Annotated in this window: 19 protein-coding genes; 6 read left to right on the forward strand and 13 right to left on the reverse strand. The window is 71.8% G+C overall.

Annotated elements, in window-relative coordinates:
* From MTES_RS02845 to MTES_RS02875, 7 genes are all read right to left on the reverse strand, one after another.
* Complete coding sequence (locus tag MTES_RS02845; protein WP_043361966.1) at nt 1-927, reverse strand: glycosyltransferase family 2 protein; 927 nt, start codon at nt 925-927, stop codon at nt 1-3.
* 50 nt (nt 928-977) lie between these two features.
* Nucleotides 978-2081 (reverse strand): glycosyltransferase, encoded by a 1104-nt coding sequence (locus MTES_RS02850; protein ID WP_013583675.1) that lies wholly within the window; start codon nt 2079-2081, stop codon nt 978-980.
* Entirely contained in the window at nt 2078-3541 is a 1464-nt protein-coding gene (locus MTES_RS02855; protein ID WP_013583676.1) for an LCP family protein, read from the reverse strand. The genes MTES_RS02850 and MTES_RS02855 overlap by 4 nt, the downstream gene beginning before the upstream one ends.
* The gene (gene purE, locus MTES_RS02860) at nt 3538-4005 is read right to left on the reverse strand and encodes a 5-(carboxyamino)imidazole ribonucleotide mutase (protein ID WP_043361969.1); all 468 of its coding nucleotides are present in this window, start codon (nt 4003-4005) and stop codon (nt 3538-3540) included. The genes MTES_RS02855 and purE overlap by 4 nt, the downstream gene beginning before the upstream one ends.
* A 107-nt stretch (nt 4006-4112) precedes the next feature.
* Entirely contained in the window at nt 4113-5246 is a 1134-nt protein-coding gene (locus tag MTES_RS02865; RefSeq protein ID WP_043361971.1) for a 5-(carboxyamino)imidazole ribonucleotide synthase, read from the reverse strand.
* 216 nt (nt 5247-5462) lie between these two features.
* Nucleotides 5463-6017, reverse strand: coding sequence for a PH domain-containing protein (locus tag MTES_RS02870; protein ID WP_013583679.1), 555 nt, complete (start codon nt 6015-6017; stop codon nt 5463-5465).
* A 57-nt stretch (nt 6018-6074) separates the two neighbouring features.
* Complete coding sequence (locus MTES_RS02875; protein ID WP_043360938.1) at nt 6075-6857, reverse strand: biotin--[acetyl-CoA-carboxylase] ligase; 783 nt, start codon at nt 6855-6857, stop codon at nt 6075-6077.
* Nucleotides 6858-7016: 159 nt separating this feature from the next.
* Here MTES_RS02875 and MTES_RS02880 point away from each other — a divergent pair, with 159 nt between their 5' ends.
* Nucleotides 7017-8606 carry an acyl-CoA carboxylase subunit beta gene (locus MTES_RS02880; RefSeq protein WP_013583681.1) on the forward strand — a complete coding sequence of 530 codons (1590 nt, stop codon included), beginning with the start codon at nt 7017-7019 and terminating at the stop codon, nt 8604-8606.
* Nucleotides 8603-8851 carry an acyl-CoA carboxylase epsilon subunit gene (locus MTES_RS02885; RefSeq protein WP_013583682.1) on the forward strand — a complete coding sequence of 83 codons (249 nt, stop codon included), beginning with the start codon at nt 8603-8605 and terminating at the stop codon, nt 8849-8851. Before MTES_RS02880 ends, MTES_RS02885 begins: the two co-directional genes overlap by 4 nt.
* Before the next feature lie 230 nt (nt 8852-9081).
* Here MTES_RS02885 and MTES_RS02890 read toward each other — a convergent pair whose 3' ends face one another.
* The 4 genes from MTES_RS02890 to MTES_RS02905 all read right to left on the reverse strand — a co-directional run bounded on the left by MTES_RS02890 (nt 9082) and on the right by MTES_RS02905 (nt 13360).
* On the reverse strand, nt 9082-10119 hold the full coding sequence (locus tag MTES_RS02890; RefSeq protein WP_013583683.1) for a hypothetical protein: 1038 nt from the start codon (nt 10117-10119) through the stop codon (nt 9082-9084).
* Nucleotides 10116-11387: a sensor histidine kinase gene (locus MTES_RS02895; protein WP_043361976.1), complete on the reverse strand. Its 1272-nt coding sequence runs from the start codon at nt 11385-11387 to the stop codon at nt 10116-10118. The genes MTES_RS02890 and MTES_RS02895 overlap by 4 nt, the downstream gene beginning before the upstream one ends.
* Nucleotides 11380-12045, reverse strand: a complete 666-nt coding sequence (locus MTES_RS02900; RefSeq protein ID WP_013583685.1) for a response regulator transcription factor — start codon at nt 12043-12045, stop codon at nt 11380-11382. Before MTES_RS02900 ends, MTES_RS02895 begins: the two co-directional genes overlap by 8 nt.
* 61 nt (nt 12046-12106) lie before the next feature.
* Complete coding sequence (locus MTES_RS02905) at nt 12107-13360, reverse strand: class I SAM-dependent RNA methyltransferase (RefSeq protein WP_013583686.1); 1254 nt, start codon at nt 13358-13360, stop codon at nt 12107-12109.
* Nucleotides 13361-13526: 166 nt separating this feature from the next.
* Here MTES_RS02905 and MTES_RS02910 point away from each other — a divergent pair, with 166 nt between their 5' ends.
* Together MTES_RS02910 and MTES_RS02915 are read left to right on the forward strand one after the other, a co-directional pair.
* Nucleotides 13527-14174 carry a Maf family protein gene (locus MTES_RS02910; protein ID WP_013583687.1) on the forward strand — a complete coding sequence of 216 codons (648 nt, stop codon included), beginning with the start codon at nt 13527-13529 and terminating at the stop codon, nt 14172-14174.
* 77 nt (nt 14175-14251) lie between these two features.
* On the forward strand, nt 14252-16018 hold the full coding sequence (locus MTES_RS02915; RefSeq protein WP_013583688.1) for a biotin carboxylase N-terminal domain-containing protein: 1767 nt from the start codon (nt 14252-14254) through the stop codon (nt 16016-16018).
* A 346-nt stretch (nt 16019-16364) separates the two neighbouring features.
* Here the strand turns inward: MTES_RS02915 and MTES_RS02920 are convergent, their stop codons facing one another.
* Nucleotides 16365-17825: an NAD(P)H-quinone dehydrogenase gene (locus MTES_RS02920; protein WP_013583689.1), complete on the reverse strand. Its 1461-nt coding sequence runs from the start codon at nt 17823-17825 to the stop codon at nt 16365-16367.
* A 78-nt stretch (nt 17826-17903) separates the two neighbouring features.
* Between MTES_RS02920 and MTES_RS02925 the strand changes: the two genes are divergently transcribed.
* Nucleotides 17904-18737 carry a purine-nucleoside phosphorylase gene (locus MTES_RS02925; protein WP_013583690.1) on the forward strand — a complete coding sequence of 278 codons (834 nt, stop codon included), beginning with the start codon at nt 17904-17906 and terminating at the stop codon, nt 18735-18737.
* The gene (locus tag MTES_RS02930; RefSeq protein WP_013583691.1) at nt 18734-20407 is read left to right on the forward strand and encodes a phospho-sugar mutase; all 1674 of its coding nucleotides are present in this window, start codon (nt 18734-18736) and stop codon (nt 20405-20407) included. Before MTES_RS02925 ends, MTES_RS02930 begins: the two co-directional genes overlap by 4 nt.
* 78 nt (nt 20408-20485) lie before the next feature.
* On the opposite strand, the gene MTES_RS19800 is transcribed toward MTES_RS02930, so the two are convergent.
* Nucleotides 20486-22681, reverse strand: a complete 2196-nt coding sequence (locus MTES_RS19800) for a helix-turn-helix transcriptional regulator (RefSeq protein ID WP_050901740.1) — start codon at nt 22679-22681, stop codon at nt 20486-20488.
* Nucleotides 22682-23065 lie beyond the last annotated feature (384 nt).

Consider the following 23065-nt stretch of genomic DNA (forward strand, 5'->3'; position numbering starts at 1 on the left):
TCACCGTCTCAGGCGACTCCGCAGCCGCCGCACCCGCGAGAGCAGAGGCTGGTGGGCGTCGATCTCGCGGCGGACGTCCTCGCGCAGCTCGGCCCGGAGACGGTCGACGGCCTCGTCGACGTGCGCGGCGAGCTGGGTCTGGAGCGACGCGAGGTACAGCGGGAGTCCTGGGCCTTCGCGGTGCACCCATTCGGCGAGCGCGCGGTCGCGCACCACCGCGTCGTCGCGCGCGTGCTCGGCCGCGAGACCGAACATGCTGTTGGCGTCGAGGCCGACCGAGTCGGGACGCTGGGTCCAGAACGCCAGCGGCTCCCCCGCGAGGAAGCCGATCTCGTGATCGCGCAGCATCCGCAGGTAGAGGTCCCAGTCCTCGACGGCGTCGAGCGTCTCGTCGTACCAGCCGATCTCCTCGTGCAGGCGGCGTCGATAGACGACCGAGATCGGGACGGCCCGATTCACGCTCATCATCTCGCCGAGGGAGATGCGGCTCATACCCGCCCAGAACGGGGCGCGGCCGACCTCGACCCAGGTGCCGCCGCGGTTCTCCTCGTAGACGATCTCGGTCGCCGCCGACACGGCCGCGTGCGCGGCGTGCGCGTCGAGCCACGCGACCGTGCGCTCGAGGAAAGCGGGATGCCACCGGTCGTCGTCGTCGTGCAGCACCACGTACTCGGTCTCGAGGGCCCGCACACCCGCATTCGCCGCGACGCACCGTCCGCCGTCGCCGGGGGCGATGTGGACGACGCGCACGCGATCGCCGAGTGCCGCCTCGTCGACGAGGGCATCGACCTCGGCCGCGTCACCGCCGTCGTTGACGACGACGACCTGCCAGTCGTCGGACCGCTGCGCGGCGATGTCGCCGAGCGCCCGACGGAGGAACGCCGGGCGGTGGCGGGTGCGGACGACGATCCCGGCGCGTGCAGGCATGCGTTCGAGCATAGGGGCGGACGCTCCCGCCGTGTGCTCGTCGAGAGCGCTTAGAGCTCGGCGTGCAGCGCCCAGATGCGGTCGGCGCAGGGCTCCCAGGCGAAGCCCTTCGCGCGGTCGCCGGCGAGCACCCGCAGGCGCGCGCCGTCCTCGCCCAGAGCCCGCGTCAGCGCGGCCCCGAGGTCGTCCGCGGGCGCGAGGGCCACGGCATCCGCGAGGACCTCCCGGTGCACGGGCGTGTCGACCGCGACGATCGGGACGCCGACGGCCAGCGCATCGACCGCGCGCCAGGGCCAGTCGGTCCGGGCGCACCCCGAGACGAAGGCGGACGCGTGCGAGAGCACGGCCGCGCGATCCCACTGATCGAGCGAACCGCGCGCGTGCACGCGCGCCTCGGGGATCCCGGCGGCGACGGCGAGCTCGACGACCGCGGGCTCCTCCCCCTCGGGCACGTCGAGGACGACGACGTCGCCCTCCCAGTGCGCGGCCGTCACGGCGGCGAAAGCGTCCGCGAGGCCGTCGGAGGTTGCGCTGCCGCCCGCGAGGGCGAGCATCGACGTGGGCAGGTCGAGGGCGCGAAGACGACCGACCGCGTCCGACGGAACACGCATCCCGGCGGCCGGCGCCCCACCGATCACGCGGATCTTCGACACGAGCTTGGCCTTGGCCAGTTCGCCGAGCCGCTCGGCCATCGCGTGCGTGGGGACGACGACGGCGTCAGCGTGCTTCGCGACGCGGGACAGCAGAGCCCGGGAGGCGAGAGCCTCGGCGCGCGGCAGCTCGTCGGGCGTCTCCCACGCGCGGAGGTCCCAGAGCGTCACGACGATCTGGTGCGTCTCGTTGACCCGGTCGTGTCGGACGAGCGGGGCGAGCGCCGTCGGTGAATGGATCAGCCCCTTGCCGACGCCGGGGGCGACGCCCAGCTGCCAGGAGGCCGCGAGCTCGCGCCGGCGCATGGACAGGCGGGTCTCGGCGGACAGCCCGGTCACACCGGCATCCTCGGGCAGGCCGGGCGAGGGGACGATGCTGGCGACGTCGCATCCGCGCGGAGCGGTGTCGATCAGCGCCTGCGCGAGAGACGCCGAGGCCTCGGCGAGATCACGGGAGGTGGGGGCGACGAGCTGGTCCAGCACGACGCGCAGAGTGACGGTCACGGGGCGGGTGTCTCCGTCTCGGTGGGGGGATGCAGCTTGTCGTGGACCATCTGCTGGACCTGGGCGTAGTCCGGGTCGAACTCGTCGACCCCGCCGTCGGGCGTGAGCTCGATGGTCGAGACGGGCTGGTCCTTCGCCTTCAGCGCGAGGTCGACCAGCGTCGGGGCGATGAGCCCCTGCGGGAGGTCGGTCTCGACGATGTTCGTCCCCGCCGCGGCCACCTCCTGGAAGTGGGTGAGGACGTTCTGGGGGGTGAACTGCGCGAGGATCGCCTCCTGCAGCTGGCGCTGGCGCCGCATGCGGTCGAAGTCGCTCGTCGTGTAGCGCGAGCGGGCGTACCACTGCGCGGTGTCGCCGTCCATGTGCTGCGCGCCCGGCTCGATCCATCCGAAGGCCCAGTCGTCGACGGGCTGGCCGTCGTAAGCGGGCCCGCCCTTGGGCAGACGCTCGTCGACGGTGATGTCGACGCCGCCGAGGGCGTCCACCAGATTGGCGAAGCCCTTCATGTCGAGGAGCACGTAGTACGGGATCTGGATGCCGAGGATGCCCTCGGCCGCGTCCTTGGTCGCCTCGATGCCCGGCTCGGAACCGTGGGCGACGGCATCCGGGTACAGGGCATTTCCGTCCTGGCAGACCTCGACCTCGGTGCGCAGCTGGTTGATGCCGCTGCCCCAGCCGCAGGTCGGGTCGAACTTGCCCTCGTGCCCGTTGGGGTACTTGTCCTGCATGGGACCGGGGGCGAAGGGGAAGTTCGGCATGTCGCGCGGGATGCCGGTGATGGTCACCGCGCCGGAGGCCGCGTTGATCGAGACCACCGAGATGCTGTCGAAGCGCATGGAGTCGCGGCCTTCACCGGAGTCGGCCCCGAGCAGCAGGATGTTGTAGTAGCCGTCGGACGGGGGGACGACGGGAGCGGACTGCGCGAAGATCTCCGCGAACGCGTCACGCGTCGTGCCGGCCGTCTGCACCGCCCATCCCGCGCCCGCCACCAGCGTGCTGGTGAGACCGATCGAGACGATCGCGATGCCGAAGCGTGCGAGCGGACCGGTCCGCACGAGCCGGACCAGACGCAGAGTGTCGATCGTCAGCACGATCCAGAGCACCGCGTATCCGATGAGCACGCCCTGGACGAGCGTGAGCGGCACCCAGCGGAACCACGAGAGGAAGTCGGGGATGGAGGAGCCGGTCGCGATGGCGAACACGGTGCTGGGCGCGAGAAGGGCGCCGAGCGCGATGAGCACGATCATCACCCACAGCGCGAGGGTCGCCCCGAGCCCGAACCGACCGAGGCGCCTGTTGCCCGCCAGCACCTGCGCGGAGCCGGGGAGGAGCAGGTTCGCGACGATCAACCACCAGCCGCGGCGCGTCATGACCGACGTCGACCCGAGGTCGGGATTGCGCAGGGGACGCTGCTCGACCAGCGAGGAGCGCCCGGACGCGCGCGGCGGCGCGAGCGTCATAGGGACTCCTTGAGTCGGCGGTTCTTCTCTTCGACCTGGATCTCCAGGTCGCGCGCGTAGGCCTCGACGCGGTCGCCGATCTCGGGGTCGGCCGCGCCGAGGACGCGAGCGGCCAGGAGTCCCGCGTTCTTCGCCCCGTTGATCGACACGGTCGCCACGGGGATCCCCGCAGGCATCTGCACGATGCTCAGGAGCGAGTCCAGTCCATCGAGGGTGGCGAGCTGGACGGGGACGCCGATCACGGGCAGGGCGGTGACGGATGCCAACATGCCGGGCAGGTGCGCGGCACCCCCGGCCCCGGCGATGATGGCGCGGAGCCCCCGGGCGCGGGCCTCCCGCCCGTACCGCACGAGCTTGTCGGGAGTGCGGTGGGCCGAGACGACCTCGACCTCGTGAGGGATGCCGAACTCGGTGAGCACCTCGGAGGCCGCGTTCATCACCCGCCAGTCGGAGTCGGAGCCCATGACGACGCCGACCACGGGCGTCTCGGAGGAATGCAGCGGCCGGGTCACCGGTCCAGGCTAGGGCGGCTCGCTGGAAGATCTCGCAACGGCACGCTCAGGAGTTCACCTCAGTCGAAGAACGCCGCCGCCGCGCGCGCTTCGTACACGACGTCGTCGAGATCCTCGCCCGTCACGTTGACGTGCCCCACCTTGCGACCGGGGCGCGGGGCCTTGCCGTACGTGTGGACCTTCGCGGCCGGGTGGGCCTCGAGCGCGGCCGGGAAGCGCTCCTCGAGCGTCCCCTCGGCGGGACCGCCGAGAACGTTGATCATGACCGCCCAGGGGGCGGTGGCATCCGTCGATCCGAGCGGAAGGTCGAGGACAGCCCGCAGGTGCTGCTCGAACTGGCTCGTGACCGCGCCGTCCTGCGTCCAATGGCCGCTGTTGTGCGGACGCATCGCGAGTTCGTTGATGAGGATGCGCTGGTCGCTGGTCTCGAAGAGCTCGACGGCGAGCATGCCGGTGACGCCGAGTCCGTCCGCGACGGCGACGCCGATGTCGGCGGCGACCCGCTGGACACGGGCATCGGCGCGGGGAGCGGGCGCCACGACCTCGGTGCAGACCCCGCCGCGCTGCACGGTCTCGACGACGGGATACGCCCGCACCTCCCCCGACGGGCGGCGGGCCACCTGCTGGGCGAGCTCGCGAGTGAAGTCCACGAGTTCTTCGACGAGGAGCGCACCGCCGTTGCCGTCCTCGGCGAGAGCGGCGAACCAGTCGTCGGCCTCCGTGGACGCGGAGACGACCCGCACGCCCTTGCCGTCGTACCCGCCCCGGGGCGTCTTGACCACGGCACGACCGCCGTGGGCGTCGAGGAAGGCCTGAAGCTCGGCGGCGTCGGCGACCGCGGCCCAGTCGGGCTGCGGAAGGCCCAGCTCGGCCATGCGCGTCCGCATGACGAGCTTGTCCTGTGCGACGGCGAGCGGCGCGGGTCCGGGGTGGACGGGAACGCCGGCGTCGACGAGCGCGGCGAGCACGTCCTGCGGCACGTGCTCGTGATCGAAGGTGATGACGTCGACGTCGCGCGCGAAGGCCAGCACCGTCTCGGCGTCGCGGTAGTCGCCCACCGCCGACGCCGCGAGCGCGGCCGACATGCCCTCGTCCTCGGCGAGGACGCGGATCTCGATCCCCAGTTCGACGGCGGGCGCGATCATCATCCGCGCCAGCTGTCCGCCACCGATCACTCCGACTCGCAGCGCCATGCCGCTCCCTTCGTCGGGATCCATTCTGTCGGGCCTCTCGCGAGGGTGCGAGCCGGGTGCGTGCCCCGCGGGGGCTTCGACAGGCTCAGCCCCCTCGCCCCGGGAGCCCTCAAGCCCGCGCGATGCCCCAGCCCGCGCGAGGTCCCCGAGCCCGTCGAAGGGACCGGGCCCCGGCGAGGTCCCTGAGCCCGTCGAAGGGACCGGGCCCGCGCGAGGTCAGACGTCGACGGAGCCGGAGCCGAACGCCTGCGAGTCGCGGTGCGCGAGGATCTGGTTGACCTCGACCTGGTCGACGAGCGTCTCGTGCAGGAGGACGGCCTGCGGCACGTTCTTCATCCGCAGCGGCGGCTCCACGCCGTTCGAGAGCGTGAGCGTCCCCGCGCCCCAGAGGCGCTGCAGGACGCCCCGGCGCATCTGGATCGAGTAGCCGCGCACGTGGGAGATCTCCTGACGACGCGAGCCGAAAAAGCCCGAGCGCTCGATCACGCGTCGGGTGGTGATCGTCCACGAGTGCGAGAGCCACACGATGTACGGCAGCACGACGAGCAGCAGCACGACGGCCGCGGCCGCGCTCACGAGCATCCAGTTCTCGAACGGAGCGGGCAGGTTGTCGTAGAAGTACGTCGTCGCCCCCGCGACGGCGATCAGCACGAGGGCCGACCACACGAGGCGCCGGGCGTGCGAACGGATCCGCGCGATACGCAGCTCGGGAGCCGCGGCACCGGGCGCCGGCGTGCGCGGGCGCCCTCCGTAGCTGGTCGGCTGGGTCACCCCTTCATTGTGCGGGGTCGGCGCCGCACCGTCCGGCGCACACGCGGGGCGCGCCCCTCAGCGCACGTGGACGACGTCGCCCGCCGACACGGCCTCGACGATCGTTCCCGCCTCCACGACCAACCGGCCCGTCTCGTCCAGACGCGTCGCGCGACCCGAGAGCGTCGTGCCGTCGGGGAGGGAGACGGTCACGTCCCGGCCCACCGTGGCGCAGAGCTTCTCGATGTCGCTGTGCACGCGCTCCTCGCGACCCCCGGAGAGCGCAGTCAGGAGTTCGGAGAGTCCCGTGACGTAGTCCGCGATGAGGCGGTCCTCGTCGCACTCCGCTCCGATCGCCGCGAACGAGGTCGCGGTCGTCACGGGGAGATCGGCTCGGCTCATCCGCGTGTTCACGCCCGCCCCCACCACGACGGTGTCGAACGTTCCGGGCACCGCCTCGGCCAAGATGCCGCAGATCTTGCCCCCGTCCACGAGCACGTCGTTCGGCCACTTCAGCTCCGTCGTGCCGCTGTGCCCGGCGAGCTGGGCACCCACCGCACGCGTCATCGCCGCCCCTGCCGCGAGCGGGATCCAGCCGCGCAGCGCCGGGGGCACGGTCGAGGCGTCGACCACGACCGAGACGGCGATCGCCGTCCCCGCCGGGGCGGTCCAGCTGCGGTCGAGGCGCCCCCGTCCGGCGCGCTGGTCGCGCGTGACGAGGAGAGAGAGGTGCGGCCAGCCCGCGGGGTCCGCGGCGACCGCCGCGACGACATCGGCGTTGGTGGAGTCGGTGGTCTCGACCACCTGGACGCGGGGGCTGACGGCGGCGGTGCGCGGGTATCCGGCTTCGGGGATCGGCATGCCCACACCCTAGGGAATCGTCGAGGCGACGGCATCCGCTTGCACTTCCCGTTCTCGGCACGGCGCGCGACGAACCTGGACGGATGCCACAGTGCCTTGCGGATTCGCTTGTGCGCACCCTCCAACGTCGGCGACGAGGCTGTCGCTAGGGTGGAAGGCGTGACCGACCAGCCCGATCTCTTCACCACCGCCGGCAAGATCGCGGACCTGCGCACCAGGTTCCAGGAGGCGGTCGTCGACGCCGAAGCCTCAGCCCGCGACAAGCAGCACGCGAAGGGCAAGCTCACCGCGCGCGAGCGCATCGAGATGCTCGTGGACCCGGGCTCCTTCGTCGAGCTCGACGAGTACGTGCGCCACCGCACGACGGCGTTCGGCATGGACAAAGCGCGTCCCTACGGGGACTCCGTCGTGACGGGCACGGGCACGATCCACGGCCGGACCGTCGCCGTCTACGCGCAGGACTTCTCGACCTTCGGCGGGTCGCTGGGCGAGGTCGCCGGCGACAAGATCATCAAGGTGATGGAGCTGGCGCTGCGCAGCGGCATCCCGATCATCGGCATCCTGGACTCCGGCGGAGCCCGCATCCAGGAGGGTGTAGTGGCCCTGGGCAAGTACGGCGAGATCTTCCGCCTGAACACGGCGGCCTCGGGCGTCATCCCGCAGATCTCGCTCATCATGGGCCCGGCCGCGGGCGGCGCGGTGTACTCCCCCGCCCTCACCGACTTCGTGATCATGGTCGACAAGACGAGCCAGATGTTCGTCACCGGCCCCGACGTCATCAAGACCGTGACCGGCGAGGACGTCGGCATGGAAGAGCTCGGTGGTGCGCTCACGCACAACAGCCGCTCCGGTGTCGCCCACTACCTCGCCGATGACGAGGACGACGCGATCGACTACGCGCGCACGCTCATCGGGTACCTTCCCGACAACAACCTCGCCGAGATCCCGGTCTACGAGACCCCGTTCGAGTTCGAGACGACGGATGCCGATCGCTCGCTGAACACGATCATCCCCGACTCGCCGAACCAGCCGTACGACATCCACACGGTGATCGCGGGCATCGTCGACGCCGGAGACTTCCTCGAGGTGCAACCGCTGTTCGCCCCGAACATCGTCATCGGGTTCGGACGCATCGAGGGCCGCACGGTCGGCATCATCGCCAACCAGCCCTCGCAGATGGCCGGCACGCTCAACATCGACGCGGGCGAGAAGGCGTCGCGCTTCGTCCGGTTCTGCGACGCGTTCTCGGTGCCGATCGTGACGCTCGTCGACGTGCCCGGTTACCTGCCCGGCACCGACCAGGAGTGGACCGGCGTCATCCGCCGCGGCGCGAAGCTGCTGTACGCGTACGCCGAGGCCACCGTGCCACTGGTCACCGTCATCCTGCGCAAGGCCTACGGCGGTGCGTACATCGTCATGGGGTCGAAGCAGCTCGGTGCCGACATCAACCTCGCCTGGCCCACCGCCGAGATCGCCGTCATGGGCGGTCAGGGAGCGGTCAACATCCTCTACCGCGGCGAGATCAAGCGCGCCGAGGAGGCGGGCGAAGACGTCGCGGCCGTGCGCACGCGCCTCGCGAACGAGTACACGTACAACGTGGCATCCCCGTTCCTGGCCGCCGAGCGCGGGGAGCTCGACGGCATCATCGAGCCCGCGCAGACGCGCGTGTCGATCGCCAAGGCGCTGCGAGCCCTGCGCAACAAGCGCGCGAGCCTGCCCGCCAAGAAGCACGGGAACATCCCGCTGTGAGCGACGCCCGCCCCCGCACCGACAGCGACCCCGCTCTGCCGCCCGTGGTGGCGGAGGTCGTGCGCGGCACGCCCACCGAGGAGGAGCTGGCCGCGGCCGTCGTCGTCGTGAGCGAGGCCTACGCGCGCGAGGTCGCGGATGCCACGGTGCCCGAGACGGCGTCCCGCTCGCGGTGGGAGCTGTCGGCGCGCGGGCTGCGCACCCAGCTCGACCGCGCGGCGGGGTGGCACAGCTTCACCGCGTGACGCGGGCGGGCGAGTGTCCCCCGAAATACCTACAGACGAAGACGACACCGTCACGAATACTGGATGAGCTGGAACGCTTTGTGCGTTCGGTCGGGCCGCTCATCGAGCCGGTTCCGACCACCGCGGCCGGTTTTCGGGTAACCGTCCGCATGGGTGAGGGGTGAGCGTTCGCCGCCCCTCACCCCCATCCCCCTGGTCGACGGTTCAGGTCGTGATCGGTTCTCGCGCGTTCAGCGCGGGCGACGGATCTCGCGCCAGAGGTCGACCTCATCGTCGTCGCCCCCCGCGCCTTGGCCCGTCGAGCGGCCCACGACGGTCACCGCCACCCCGTTGTGCGGGGAGGTGCGGATGATGAGCCGGTCGGACACGGCCCCGCGCAGGATCTCGGCCAGTTCCGCCCGGACCGTCTGCAGTTCAGCGGCGTCGAGGCCGTCGAGGCCGCCCTCGTCGAAGAGCGAGACCGCGGATCCCCGGCGCCGCGCCGCGTCGATCTCGGCGCGCACGCCCTGATCCAGCAGGCGGGGGCTGCGCAGTTCGTCGCGCAGGCTGTGCTCGGCCAGCCGCGCGGCCGTCCGCTCCGACGGGCGGAGGTTCCCCCCGGTCTCGATGACCCGGGCGAGGACCGGACCGGCCACGGCGAGCGCGCGCTGCACGTGGATGCGGCGCTCGCGCTGCCGACCGCTCTGGGCGGCTTGCCACGCCGAGGCGGCCTGTTGCAATTCGGAGAGCTGCGCCGCGTCCCGAGCCGTGCGCTGCAGGGCGATCGACATGAGCTGCGCGACGGACACCCAGACGAGCGAGCCGACGAGTCCGAGGCTCAGCGCCGAGACCGGACCGAGCCAGGCCGAGGCCGAGACCGCGAGGGCCGCCATCCCGATCCAGGCGATGATCGGACGGTGACGGACCATCACGATCGTCATGAGCGCACCGATCCCGCCGATCACCCACGTGACGAACGGCTGGGTCCGTCCGTCGGGTGTGACCGCGAGGAAGGCGGCGTTCGGCACCACCGCGGACGCGACGAGAGCGAGCGCCGCGGCCCATCCCGGGAGGGATGACCGTTCGCCGGGCGTCGCGACGGGAGTCGCCTGTGGGCGCGACCCCGGCAACAGGATCCACAACCACGTGACCGGGAGATAGAGCACCAGCGCCGCGATGATCAGCCAACCGCGCTCCACGGTCTCCGGGCTCGTCCAGAGCAGTCCGCGTGCGGCGAGGTACGCCGTGAACGCGAGGGCGATCACGGAGAGCATCGCGCGGACGGTCACCAGCGGTCCCCGCTCTCCCACTCGAGCGTCACCGTCGTGCCGGAGGAGCCGGACTCGATGTCGGACCGCCCTCCGACCGCGGTCACACGCGCGATGATCGACCCGCGGATGCCGAGACGGTCGGCCGGGATCGCCTCGAGGTCGAAGCCGTCCCCGGCGTCGCGCACCCGCACGGCGATGCCCCCGGGATCGGCGTAGCCCGACACCTCGACCGAGAGCCCCCGCGCCTCGGCGTGCTGCACGGCATTGGCGACCGCCTGCATCGCCGCGAGCGAAAGCGCGCGTGCGACCCGACCCGGCACCCGCGGCGTCCCTTCGTCGATGCGGCGACGGACCGCGAGTTCGACCCCGAGCTCACGGGCCGCGGTCTCGATCTCGTCGGCCAGGCCGGCGGCATCCACGGGGGCATCGCTGCCCTCGAGCGCGTCCTTCTCGGCATTCGCCAGCCGGGTCAAGGCCTCTCGCGCCATGCTCACGGCGAGCGTGCGTTCGCGGGGCGTGGAGGCGCGTTCCGCGGCGAGCAGAGCGCCCAGCACGCTGTCGTGCATGAGTGCAGCCACGGCCACGCGCTCGTTCTCGGTCGCCGCGGTGGCCGCCGCCTCGGCGTAGCTCGACACGGCCTGCGCGCGCGTCTCGTCGACGTGGGCGGCGATCGAGCGGTACATCCAGGTCAGGGTGACGAGGACGCTGCCCAGGATCAGGGCGAACGAGACGTCGAGCGCGACCGGGACGGAGAATTCGCTCCGGCCCCCGGCCTGGATCAGGCGCACCACCCCGAAGAGCACGGGCGCGGCGACCGTCCAGACGATCTGCAGCGACATCGGGAACGCCACGACGGCCGCGACGGTCGCGACGTTGATGAGGTAGAAGATCCAGGGGTTCTCCAGCGGAGACGGCGGCGGTCCGCCCGCGGTCGCGACGGGCCACAGGGCCAGGGCGACCATGAAGACCACGGCGAAGATCCCCGCGAAGACGCGCGCGAACCGCCCGACCGCGCACGCGACGATCATCGCGGCCAACGGCACGAAGACGCCGACCGCGAGAGGAAGGTGCCAGCCGTCGCGCTCGTCGGCGCGCCCGAGCGCGGCGATCAGCGCCTGCGCCCCGAGAGCGAGCGACGCGGGACCGACGAAGATGGTGAGGACGCGCTCGATGCGCTTCTGCGTGAACGACCCCGGGTCGTCGCGCGACTCCCGTGAGTGCGGGATCCGCCCCCAGGCCTCCTCGAGAACCGTCCGCTGGGCCTCCGAACGGAGGGTGTCAGGCATCGGTCCCGGCTTCGGGGGCGTCATGCAGGATTCCGTCCTCCATCGCCCGCCGCAGCAGGTCGACCTTGGTCGGGGCGGGACGGCCGACCTCGACGTACTTCACGCGGACCCGCGTGATGTTCTCTTTCGCGGTGGAGTACGCGACCCCCAGGCGATCGGCGACGGCTTTCAGCGGCAGGCCCGCCGCGTAGAGCCGCAGCACCTCGCGCTCGCGGGCGGACAGCTGCGCGTCGGCGAAGGCGCGATCGCCTTCGACAGCACTGGCCCACTCGACGTTGTCCAGCAGCTCGCCGCGCGCGACCGTCCCGATCGCCCCGAGAACCTCGTGCGTGGGCGAGGACTTGCTCACGATCCCCGCCGCTCCGGCCGCGAGCGCCTCGCGGACGGCGGCCGGGCGGTCGGCGACGCTGTGGATGATCACGCTCGACCCGTCGCGCACGACGCGGTCCACGTTCTCGGACACCGTGGTGCCGTCGCCGAGGGTGAGGTCGAGGACGACCACGTCGGCCGGCGATTGCACGGCGACGCGCCGCCAATCGAGGTACGCCGCGACGTTCGCCCCCGAGAACACGACCTCGGTCGCGGCGGTCTGGGCGAGCGCCGCCTCGAGACCGAGACGAACCGACTCGTGATCATCGATGAGGGCGACGCGCGTCATCCCCTCATCGTATCCGCGCGTCTCGGGTCCGCCCGGGTCTGGACATCCCCCGATCGGCGGGTCATCGTTGGAGGACCACGACCGCTTCCACATGGTGGGTGTGCGGGAACAGATCGACACCGTGGATGCCGTCACGGGCGACGTAGCCGTGCTCGGCGAAGATGGCCAGGTCGCGCGACAGGGCGACGGGATCGCAGGCCACGTAGGCCACCGTCGCCGGGGAGAGCGCCGCGATGCCCTCGACGACCTCGCGTCCCGCCCCCGCGCGCGGCGGATCCAGCAGGACGACTCCGCGGGCGAGGCGTTCGCGTTCCCGCTCGGACGCGTCGGCCGCGAGCTTGGCGACGAAGCGATCCGCTCGCGCGGTCTCGGCTCGGGCTCCGATCCATTCCGCGAGGTTCTCCCCGGCGTGCTCGGTGGCGCGCGGGTCGGACTCCACGCTGACGACCCGGGTCGAGGAGCCGCCGAGTTGGGCGAGCGTGGCCGCGAAGAGACCGACGCCCCCGTAGAGGTCGAGGTGCAGGCCCTCGGGGTCGACGCCGCCGACCGCGGTCAGTTCGTCGGCGACGAGAGACGTGAGCGTCCGCGCCGCCAGGCGGTGCACCTGCCAGAACCCTCCCGCGTCCACCCGGAAGGTCCGCTCGCCCACGCGTTCTTCGACGACCTCGGGGGTCGGGCGCGAGCGCGAGCCGTCGGGTCGAGGCAGGACGCGCACCCGCCCGTCGGAGGGCTGGACGAGGTCGAGACGACCGGGTACGGCGCTGCGGGCGGCGGCAGCGACGCGTGCGACCTCGGCCGTGGCCAGCGGCGCATCGGGGGTTTCGACGACGCGATGCGAACGCGCGGCATAGGCGCCGACACGACCGGCCTCGTCGACGTGCAGGCTCAGGCGCGTGCGCCAACCCGTCCCGTCCGGGGTCTCGGGGTCGTCGGGCGAGCCGGCCGGGCGCACATCGACCGGCAGGTCGAGGCGACCGACGCGTTCGAGCGCCTCGCGGATCACGCGCTCCTTGAGACGGCGCTGGTGAGCGAGCGCGATGTGCCCGAACTCCGCGCCACCGGGCCGACCCTCGGGAGCCACGTCGATATCGGCCGCGGCCCACACGTGCCGCTGACGCTCGGGCGCCGCGTCGAGCACCTCGATGGCGTCGGCGCGCCAGAACGACTTCTTCCGCGTGTCGGTCAGCCGCGCACGCACCCGTTCCCCGGGGAGGGTGTCGGGGACGAAGACCACGCGGCCCTCGTGCCGCCCGACGAACACGCCGCCGTGGGCGATGCCGGTGATGTCGAGATCGATGAGGTCGCCGTCGTGCATTGTCCGAGCCTGTCACACGCGGCGGGGTGATCGCCGGGTCCCGGGGGGGGCTTCGACAGGCTCAGCCACCTCGCCGGCGCAATCACCTCGCCGGGGTAGCCGCCTCGCCGGGGCAGCCGCCTCGCCGGGGCAGCAGCCGGCGCACCGCGGTGGGTAGCGTGGACGCATGCGCGTGTGCTTGGCATCCACTTCTCCGGCCCGTCTCATGCTCTTGCGGCAGGCGGGGATCGAGCCCGAGGCGCGGGCGCCCCGCGTCGACGAGGAGGCCGTGGTCGCGGAGACCGAGGCGGCCGAGGGGCGACGGCTTCCCGCGCCCGAGCACGTCCTGCTGCTCGCCCGACGCAAGGCCGCCGACGTCGCGCTGCGCCTGAGCGAGGAGGATCCCGCCTTCGACGGCGTGGTCATCGGCGGCGACTCGATGTTCGAGCTCGGCGACGAGATCCTGGGCAAGCCCTACACGCCCGAGGCCGCCACGGCGCGCTGGCGCGGGATGCGGGGACGCACGGGGGTGCTGCATTCGGGGCACAGCGTCTTCCGCCTCTCCCCCGGCGTCGCACCGACCGAGGCGCACGCGGTCGCGGAGGCGAGCGTGACCTTCGCCGCCGACGTGGACGACGACGAGATCGCCGCCTACGTCGCCAGCGGCGAGCCGCTGCTCGTGGCGGGGGCGTTCACCGTCGACGGCCTGGGCGGGGCCTTCATCGAGCGGGTCGAGGGCGACCCGTCGACGGTCGTCGGGATGTCGCTCTCGACGGTGCGCCGCCTGGTGCGTGAACTCGGGGTCTCCTGGACCGACCTGTGGAACCGTTCGTAGGGTCTCGCACACGTTTTTCGGCGTTTCTTGTCGAGGAGGGTCAAAAGGGAGGGGTACCCCCTCGCTAGGCTGGGAGGATGCCGAAGATCGCCAAGGTCCTTGTCGCCAACCGCGGCGAGATCGCCGTCCGAGTCATCCGCGCCGCCCGTGATTCGGGCAAGGCCTCCGTCGCCGTCTACGCCGATCAGGATCGCGACGCCCTCCACACCCGCCTCGCCGACGAGGCGTACGCCCTCGACGGCGCCACCAGCGCCGACACCTACCTCTCGATCGAGAAGATTCTCTCGGTCGCCCGCCGCTCCGGCGCCGACGCGGTGCACCCCGGCTACGGCTTCCTCGCCGAGAACGCCGACTTCGCCCGCGCGGTGATCGCCGCGGGCCTGGTGTGGATCGGTCCGTCGCCCGACGCGATCGAAGCGCTCGGCGACAAGGTCACCGCCCGCCACGTCGCCGAGAAGGTCGGCGCACCGCTCGCTCCGGGGACCCCCGGCCCCGTCTCGGGCGCTGACGAGGTCATCGCCTTCGCCGAAGAGGTGGGCCTGCCCATCGCGATCAAGGCCGCGTACGGCGGCGGCGGTCGCGGTCTGAAGGTCGCCCGCGAGCTCGACGAGGTCGCCGAGATGTTCGAGTCGGCCACGCGCGAGGCCGTCGCCGCGTTCGGCCGCGGCGAGTGCTTCGTCGAGAAGTACCTCGACAAGCCGCGCCACGTCGAGACGCAGTGCCTCGCGGATGCCGCGGGGAACGTCGTCGTCGTCTCGACCCGCGACTGCTCGCTCCAGCGCCGCCACCAGAAGCTGGTGGAGGAGGCCCCGGCGCCCTTCCTGTCCGACGAGCAGAATGCGGTGCTGTACTCGGCATCCAAGGCCATCCTCAAGGAGGTCGGGTACGTCGGTGCGGGCACGTGCGAGTTCCTCATCGGCGCCGACGGCACCATCTCGTTCCTCGAGGTGAACACGCGCCTCCAGGTCGAGCACCCCGTGTCAGAAGAGGTCACCGGGCTCGACCTCGTGCGCGAGCAGTTCCGCCTCGCCGAGGGCGAAGAGCTCGGCTACGACGACCCCGCCCCGACCGGTCACTCGATCGAGTTCCGCATCAACGGCGAGGACCCGGGTCGGAACTTCCTGCCCCAGCCCGGCCCCATCCACGTCTTCAAGACGTTCGGAGGTCCAGGCATCCGTCTCGACTCCGGCGTGACGGCGGGCGACAGCGTCTCGGGCGCCTTCGACTCGCTGCTCGCGAAGATCATCGTGACCGGCCGCGATCGCGCCGAGGCGCTCGAGCGCTCCCGTCGTGCTCTCGACGAGTTCGAGGTGGCGGGCATGCCCACCGTGCTGCCGTTCCACCGCAAGGTGGTCCGCGACCCCGCCTTCACGGCCGAGGACGGGTCGTTCGGCGTCTTCACCCGCTGGATCGAGACCGAGTTCGTCAATGACATCCCCGCGTGGGATGGCGAGCTCGAGGCCCCCGCCGCCGAGACCGGCCGCCACACCGTGGTCGTCGAGGTGGGCGGCAAGCGCCTCGAGGTGAGCCTGCCCGACCGGATCTCCGCGGCGGCTCCGCAGGTCGGACGCCCGGCTGTCGCTCCCCCGTCGCGCCGCTCGCACGCGGCCTCGCCCACGGCCGGGGCGACCGGCGACGCGGTCAAGTCGCCCATGCAGGCCACGATCGTCAAGGTCGCGGTCGAAGAGGGGCAGCAGGTCGTCAAGGGCGACCTCGTCGTCGTCCTCGAGGCGATGAAGATGGAGCAGCCGATCCAGGCGCACAAGGACGGCACGGTCGCCGGCATCGACGCGACCGCCGGCACGACGGTGTCGGCCGGTCACCAGTTGCTGCTGATCAGCTGAGCGCTCTCGCAACGGACCGGCGCCGCATCCTTTCGGGGGGTGCGGCGCCGTCGTTCGTGCGGGCTGCGCGCGGAACGGCGGCCGGCATCGGGCGGCACGGCGGAGCGGGTGGGGGCGCGGGCGGGACGGCGCGGGCGGGGACGACGCAGGCGGGACGGCGCGGGCGGGGACGACGCAGGCGGGACGGCGCGGGCGAGACGGCGTGGGCGCGACGGCGCGGGCGGGACGGCGCGGACGGGGATGACGCAGCCGCGATAAACGGCATTCGTTCCGAGACACGCTCCGACGCCGCGTTTCTCCGCAGGAACAGCGTTTATCGCGAAGGGGAGAGCGGCCTCCCGAAGGCTCAGTCCTCGCCGGGATCGTCGCGATCGACGATGTGCATCGCGCGCGCGGCGTCGGTGATGCTCGACGTCAGCGAGGGGTAGACGGCGAAGACGCGAGCGACCTGGTCGACGGTCAGCCGCCGCTCGACGGCGATCGCGAGGGGGTAGATGAGCTCGGACGCCTTCGGGCCGACGATGACGCCGCCCATGACGGTACCGCTGCCCTTGCGGGCGATGAGCTTCACGAAGCCGTCCGTGATGCCCTGCATCTTCGCGCGGGGGTTGGCCGAGAGAGGCAGCTTCTTCACCACGCCGGCGATCTTGCCGTCGACGACGTCCTGCTCGCTGAAGCCCACCGTGGCGATCTCGGGGGCGGTGAAGATGTTGGCCGTGATCCGGCGCGTCTCGAGCGGGATGACGATGTCGCCCAGGGCGTGGAAGATCGCCTGTCGTCCCTGCATGGATGCCACGGACGCCAGGGGGAAGAAGTTGGTGCAGTCGCCCGCGGCGTAGATGTTGGGCACCGAGGTGCGTGCGACGCGGTTGACGCGGATGTGGCCGGAGGGGGTCATCTGCACCCCCGCTTCCGCGAGACCGATGCCCGCGGTGTTGGGGATCGAACCGACCGCCATGAGGCAGTGGCTCCCGGTGATCGTCCGGCCGTCGGCGAGGGTCACCACGACCTCGTCGCCGGTGTTGACCACCGAGTCGGCGCGCGCCTTCGACAGCAGTGTCATGCCCCCGCGCTGGAAGACGCGCTCGAGGACGGCCGCGGCATCCTGATCCTCTCCCGGAAGCACCTGGTCGCGGCTCGAGACGAGCGTGACCTTGGCGCCGAGGTTCATGTACGCCGACGCGAACTCGGCTCCCGTGACACCGGAGCCCACCACGATCAGGTGGGTCGGGACCGACTTCATGTTGTAGAGCTGGGTCCAGGTGAGGATGCGCTGACCATCGGGCTTCGCCGAGGGGAGCTCGCGCGGGGACGCACCGACGGAGACGACGAGGGTCTCGGCCTCGATGCGGTCGAAGTCCGTGCCGCCCGCCTCGGTCGACACCACCACGGCTCCGGGGCCGTCGAGTCGCCCGTGGCCCGAGATGATGCGGACACCCGCCTCGAGCAGCGACGCGCGCATGTCGTCGGACTGCTGCCGGGCGAGCGAGAGAAGACGCTGGTTGACCGCGGCGAGGTTGATCGCGACCTCGGGGGTGAGGGGCTTGCCGTGATCGTCGCGGGCGAACAGCTGCACGCCCAGCTCGCTCGCGTTGCGGATCGCCACGGCGGCGTCCGCGGTGGCGATGAGGGTCTTGGAGGGGACGACATCGGTGATGACGGCCGAACCGCCCACACCCGCGCGCTCCACGAGGGTGACATCGGCGCCAAGCTGAGCGGCCGACAGCGCCGCCTCGTAGCCCCCGGGACCCCCGCCGACGATCGCGACGGACTGCTTGCGCTCGAAGCTCTGCACCATGGCATCCATTCTTCCCTAGGGCGCTTCCTTCCGACGACGCGCGGGCGGCGTCTGGCCCCCGGGCTCGCCGCTTTCTAGAGTGGGGGAATGTCCAACAGCACTTCTCACCCGCTCGATGACCCGGCGGTCGACCCGTTCGAGGTCGCCCAGGCCGCGGCGAACGACATCGCCCGCCTCTCCGGTGTCGAGCACCACGACATCGCCGTCACCCTCGGGTCCGGCTGGGGCCGCGCCGCCGAGCTCATCGGCGAGGAGACGGCGTCGTTCCCCGCGACCGAGGTCGTCGGCTTCTCGAAGCCCGCTCTCGAAGGGCACGCCGGCACGCTCCGCAGCGTCCGGACGCCCGGCGGCAAGAACGTCCTCGTGATCGGCGCCCGCACCCACTACTACGAAGGTCACGGTGTGCGCCGGGTCGTCCACAGCGTCCGCACCGCTGCGGCCACCGGGGCGACGACCATGATCCTCACGAACGGCGCGGGCGGCATCCGCGAGACGTGGAAGCCCGGCCAGCCCGTCCTCATCAGCGACCACATCAACCTCACGGCCGACTCCCCCCTCGAGGGCGCGACCTTCATCGACCTCACCGACCTCTATTCGAAGCGGCTGCGCGACATCGCGCGCGGGATCGACCCGACGCTGGACGAGGGCGTGTACACGCAGTTCCGCGGGCCGCACTACGAGACCCCCGCCGAGGTGCAGATGGCAAAGGCCATCGGCGGGCACATCGTCGGCATGTCGACGTCGCTCGAAGCGATCGCCGCACGCCAGGCCGGCATGGAGATCCTCGGCTTCTCGCTCATCACGAACCTGGCCGCCGGCATCCAGAAGACGCCGCTCAGCCACGAAGAGGTTCTCGAGGCCGGTCGCGAGGCGGAGCCGGTGATCTCGGCTCTGCTGGCCCGCGTGGTCCACGCATTGTGAGCGAGTACCTCACCGCGGCGCGCGCCTGGCTGGCGCAGGACCCGGATCCCGTCACCCGCGAGGAGCTCGCCGACCTGATCTCCCGCGTCGAAGAGGGGGATGCCGCGGCCGCCGACGACCTCGCCGATCGCTTCTCGACGCGCCTGGCCTTCGGGACCGCAGGCCTGCGCGGAACCCTGGGCGCGGGACCGAACCGCATGAACCGCGTGCTCGTGGCGCAGGCCGCGGCCGGGTTCGCGGCGTACCTGCGCGAACGCTCCCCCGGCGGCACGCCGACCGTCGTGGTCGGGTACGACGGGCGCCGCAACTCCGACGTGTTCGCGCGCGACTCCGTCGAGATCTTCGCCGGAGCGGGACTGCACGCGATCCTCCTGCCGCGCCTGCTGCCCACGCCCGTCCTCGCGTTCGCCGTGCGCCACCTCGGTGCGGACGCCGGCGTCATGGTCACGGCGAGCCACAACCCGCCCGACGACAACGGCTACAAGGTCTACCTCGGCGGCGCCGACGACGGCGCGCAGATCGTCTCGCCCGCGGATGCCGAGATCGCCGCGCACATCCAGCGGATCGCCGACGAGGGTGACATCACGGTCGTCCCGAGGTCGGTCGGATACGCCAACGCCCCGGAGGCGGTCGTGGAGGCGTACGTCGCCGCGACCGCCGCCGTCGCCCCGGCCGCCGCCGGGGCCGAGGGGTTGCGCTGGGTCTACACGGCGATGCACGGCGTGGGGTGGGAGACCGTCTCGCGCGTGCTCGAGAGCGCCGGCTACCCGCAGCCGGTGGTCGTGGAGGCGCAGATCCAGCCGGACGGGCGTTTCCCGACGGTCGCGTTCCCCAACCCCGAGGAACCCGGGGCGATGGACCTCGCGTTCGAGACCGCCCGCGCGGCCGACGCCGAACTGGTCATCGCGAACGATCCGGATGCCGACCGCCTGGCGGTCGCGATCCCGGATGCCGAGACCGAGGGCGGATGGCGCCGGTTGAGCGGCAACGAGATCGGTCTGCTGCTGGGCTGGCGGGCGGCACGCGCGGCGGCCTCGGCCGGGACGGGCGGCACGCTCGCCTGCTCCCTGGTCTCGTCGCCCGGGCTGCAGGCGGTGGCCGAGAACTATGGTCTCGACTTCCGCGCGACGCTCACCGGCTTCAAGTGGATCTCGCGTGCCCCGGGGATCGTCTTCGGGTTCGAGGAGGCGCTGGGGTACCTCGTGAACCCCGAGGTCGTTCGCGACAAGGACGGCATCTCCGCCGCCGTCGCGCTGCTGGGGATGGCCACCGACGCGCGGGCGCAGGGCCGGACGGTCGCCGACCTGCTCGGCGAGTTCCGCGAGACGTTCGGGGCGTTCGCGAGCGACCAGATCTCGGTGCGGGTCACCGACGTGAGCGAGATCGCCGGGATCATGGCATCCCTTCGTGCTCAGCCGCCGGCCGCGGTCGGCGAGGTCGCCGTCAGCCGCATCGACGACCTGCTGCTCGGCGTCGACGGACTACCGCCCGGAGACGTGCTGCGCCTGTGGCTCGAGGACGGGTCGCGCCTGATCGTGCGCCCGAGCGGCACGGAACCGAAGCTCAAGCTGTACCTCGACGTGCAGGCGGGCTCGGCGAAGAAGGCGAACCGGCGTCTGGCGGCGCTGCGGGCCGGAGCGGAGGAGCTCCTGGGTTCCGTGCGACGCTGACGCGCGTCGCCCCCGCGTCCGCAGGACCGGCGCGGGGCGGCGTGCGCGACCGGCGCGCGACCGTCACGCGCCGACGGCTCAGCGGCTCCCGGCCGTGAGAGAGGCGGGCGCGGAGGAGAACCTCTCGTAGCGTCCCATTCCCAGTCGCGTCCGCGCGTGGTGCAGGTGGGACTCGACGGTTCGGACCGACAGGTTCAGGCGCGCGGCGATCTCGGCATTCGAGAATCCTGCCGCGGCGAGCTGGACGACCTCCCTCTCCCGCGCGGTCAACACCTCCAACCGCGCGACGCCCCGTCGCGTCAGAGCCCGCAACTCGTCCACGAACGCACGCAAAGGGGCGATGTCGAACTGCGCGGCGAGGGCCTCGGCACGATCGAGGACGTCCTCGGCCGGGGTGCCGCTCTGCAGCTGAAGGCGCAGGAGCACGGGGATGAGAATGGGCATCGTCCGCTGGGCGTGTTCGAAGACCCTCTCCGCTCGCGAGGCGGCCTCGAACGGCCGTCGGCTGGCGGCGTCGAAGAGCGCGCACACGGTGTCGCGGACGGCGCCGAATCCGCCGCGGCCCCAGTCGACGGAGACGGCGTCGATGCGCTCGATCGCGGCCGCGGCGTGCACGAGGTCGCCGTTGAGAACGAGCGCGGCGGCCCGGACGACCTCGCACCAGATGCGCACCGACTCCGGGGGGCTCACGTCGATGAGTCCCAGGCTCAAGAGAGCGTCCGCCGGTTGACCGCGGATGAGCTGGATCGACGCGTCCATGAGGGCGAGCAGCGCGACATCGTCCTGGCGATCCTCCCACCGGGCGACCAACAGGCGACGCCGCGTGGCCCTCTGGACCAGGTCCAGGTCTTCGCCGAGCATCATCAGGGAGAAGGCGTGCAGCCGGAACACCGTGAAGTTCGACTCCACGTCCATCCCGTGCGTCTGCTGCCGCCGACGCAGGAGTTCGTGCACTCTCGCGCTGTGCCCGCGTGAAGCCTCGACGGCCGCCTGACACGCTTCGGCCAGACTGAACGTCTCGTCGTCCGCGTGCGGGGCGAGCACGGCGACGTCGTCCGGGAGCTGCGGCGCCGACCCGCTCGACAACGACAGGGCGTTGACCGAATACTCCACCCGGAGCCGCCAGGCCTCGTCGTCCGGAGCCCACGCGGCCAGGTTCCTGAGCCGATCCAGGGCCGCATCGATTCCCGCGCCGGTGGCGAGCAGAACGCTCACGTGCAGGTGCAGCGCCCCCTCGCGCTCTTCCTTGGTCGCGGGAACGGGGAACTGCGCGAGCAGACGTTCGGCCTCGGGATACTCACCGAGAGCGACGCGCGCGAGGATGAGCGCGGAGAACGCGGTCGCATCGAAATCCGCCGCGAGCACTCGCTCCGCGACCGTCAGGGCTTCGCGGGGTGAACTCGACCGCGCGAACGCGAGCGCGGCGCGCGGGAGGATCCGGGCGAGGGCCGTCTCGAGCGACGCGTTGTCCGTCACGTCGGCCCATCGCGCACAGAACTTCTCCTCCCCCGGCGTCAGACGCGATGCGTGGCAAGAGAGAAGGAGGAGTTCTCGCGCCAGCGCTCGCCGCTCGTCACCGAGGTCGCCGAGATCGCTCGAGTCGACCACCATGCGCGAGATCACACCGCTGACGGCGGCGGTACTCGCATCCGCACCCGCCGACAGCAGGCCGCCGTCGTGCAGTCGCGCGAGGACGTCCGTGGGAACGATCGAACCGAGGTGCCCGTGGGGCACCGGACCGAGTTCGGCCAACGCCGCGAGCATCCGTCGATCCCGGACGTCCAACGGCGCGAGCATCTTCGTCACGGATGCCACGACGGCACCCGGGAGGGCGTCGCTCTGGGGATCGATCGGGAGGAAGGCATGCAGGCGCCCGCGAGTCGCCGCCGCCTCGACGATCTCGCGCACGAGCGCGGGGCTGCCCCCGCTGAGGTGGTGCAGCGCCATCTGCCAGGCGTCGTCGGCACGGTCCGCCCCGTAGCGGGCGGTGCGCAGGGTGTCGCCGAGCTCCGCCGTCTCGCGCAGCGAGAGCGGCGGCAACGGGATGGCGAGGGCCGCGGACTGATCGAACATCGGGCGGAGAGTCGCCCACCGCTCCGCGCTCGCCGACGCCACGACATGGCGCGGCGACATGGCGGCCAGGAAGACGGTCGGCGTCGCGTGGAAGGCGTCGATGAGCGGCGCCAGCACGGGATACGGGAGCAGATCGAGGTCGTCGACGACGAGAGCGGTGTCGTGGGCGAGCACGTCCATCAGGGCGGTGACATCGTCCACCCCCGCCAGAGGGTGTCGATCCGTCTTGCGGGGACCGCATCGTGTCACGCCGTCCGGACGATTCTCGAGGAAGACCGTGGGCCGGGCCAGGTCTCTGACGATCGACGTCAGCAGAGAGGAGCGCCCGCTCCGGCTGGGCCCCGTCACGAAAACGCTTCGTTTCCGGTGGAAGGCGGCGACCGCCAGAGCCCGTTCCGCCGAGCGTCCCACGAATGTTCGACCACCACTCACTGTCTGCAACCCCCTTGTTTCAGGGGTGCGCAAGGCGGCACCCCCTTCCGTTCCTACACCGATTCCCTCGCCTTTCCCGCCTCACTGAGAGGCCTCAGTGTTTCCGCGCGGATACCGAACATAACGCTGAGGGCCCACGTCAGAACGTTACGT

Origin of the sequence: Microbacterium testaceum StLB037, assembly GCF_000202635.1 — a bacterium.
Classification (GTDB): domain Bacteria; phylum Actinomycetota; class Actinomycetes; order Actinomycetales; family Microbacteriaceae; genus Microbacterium; species Microbacterium testaceum_F.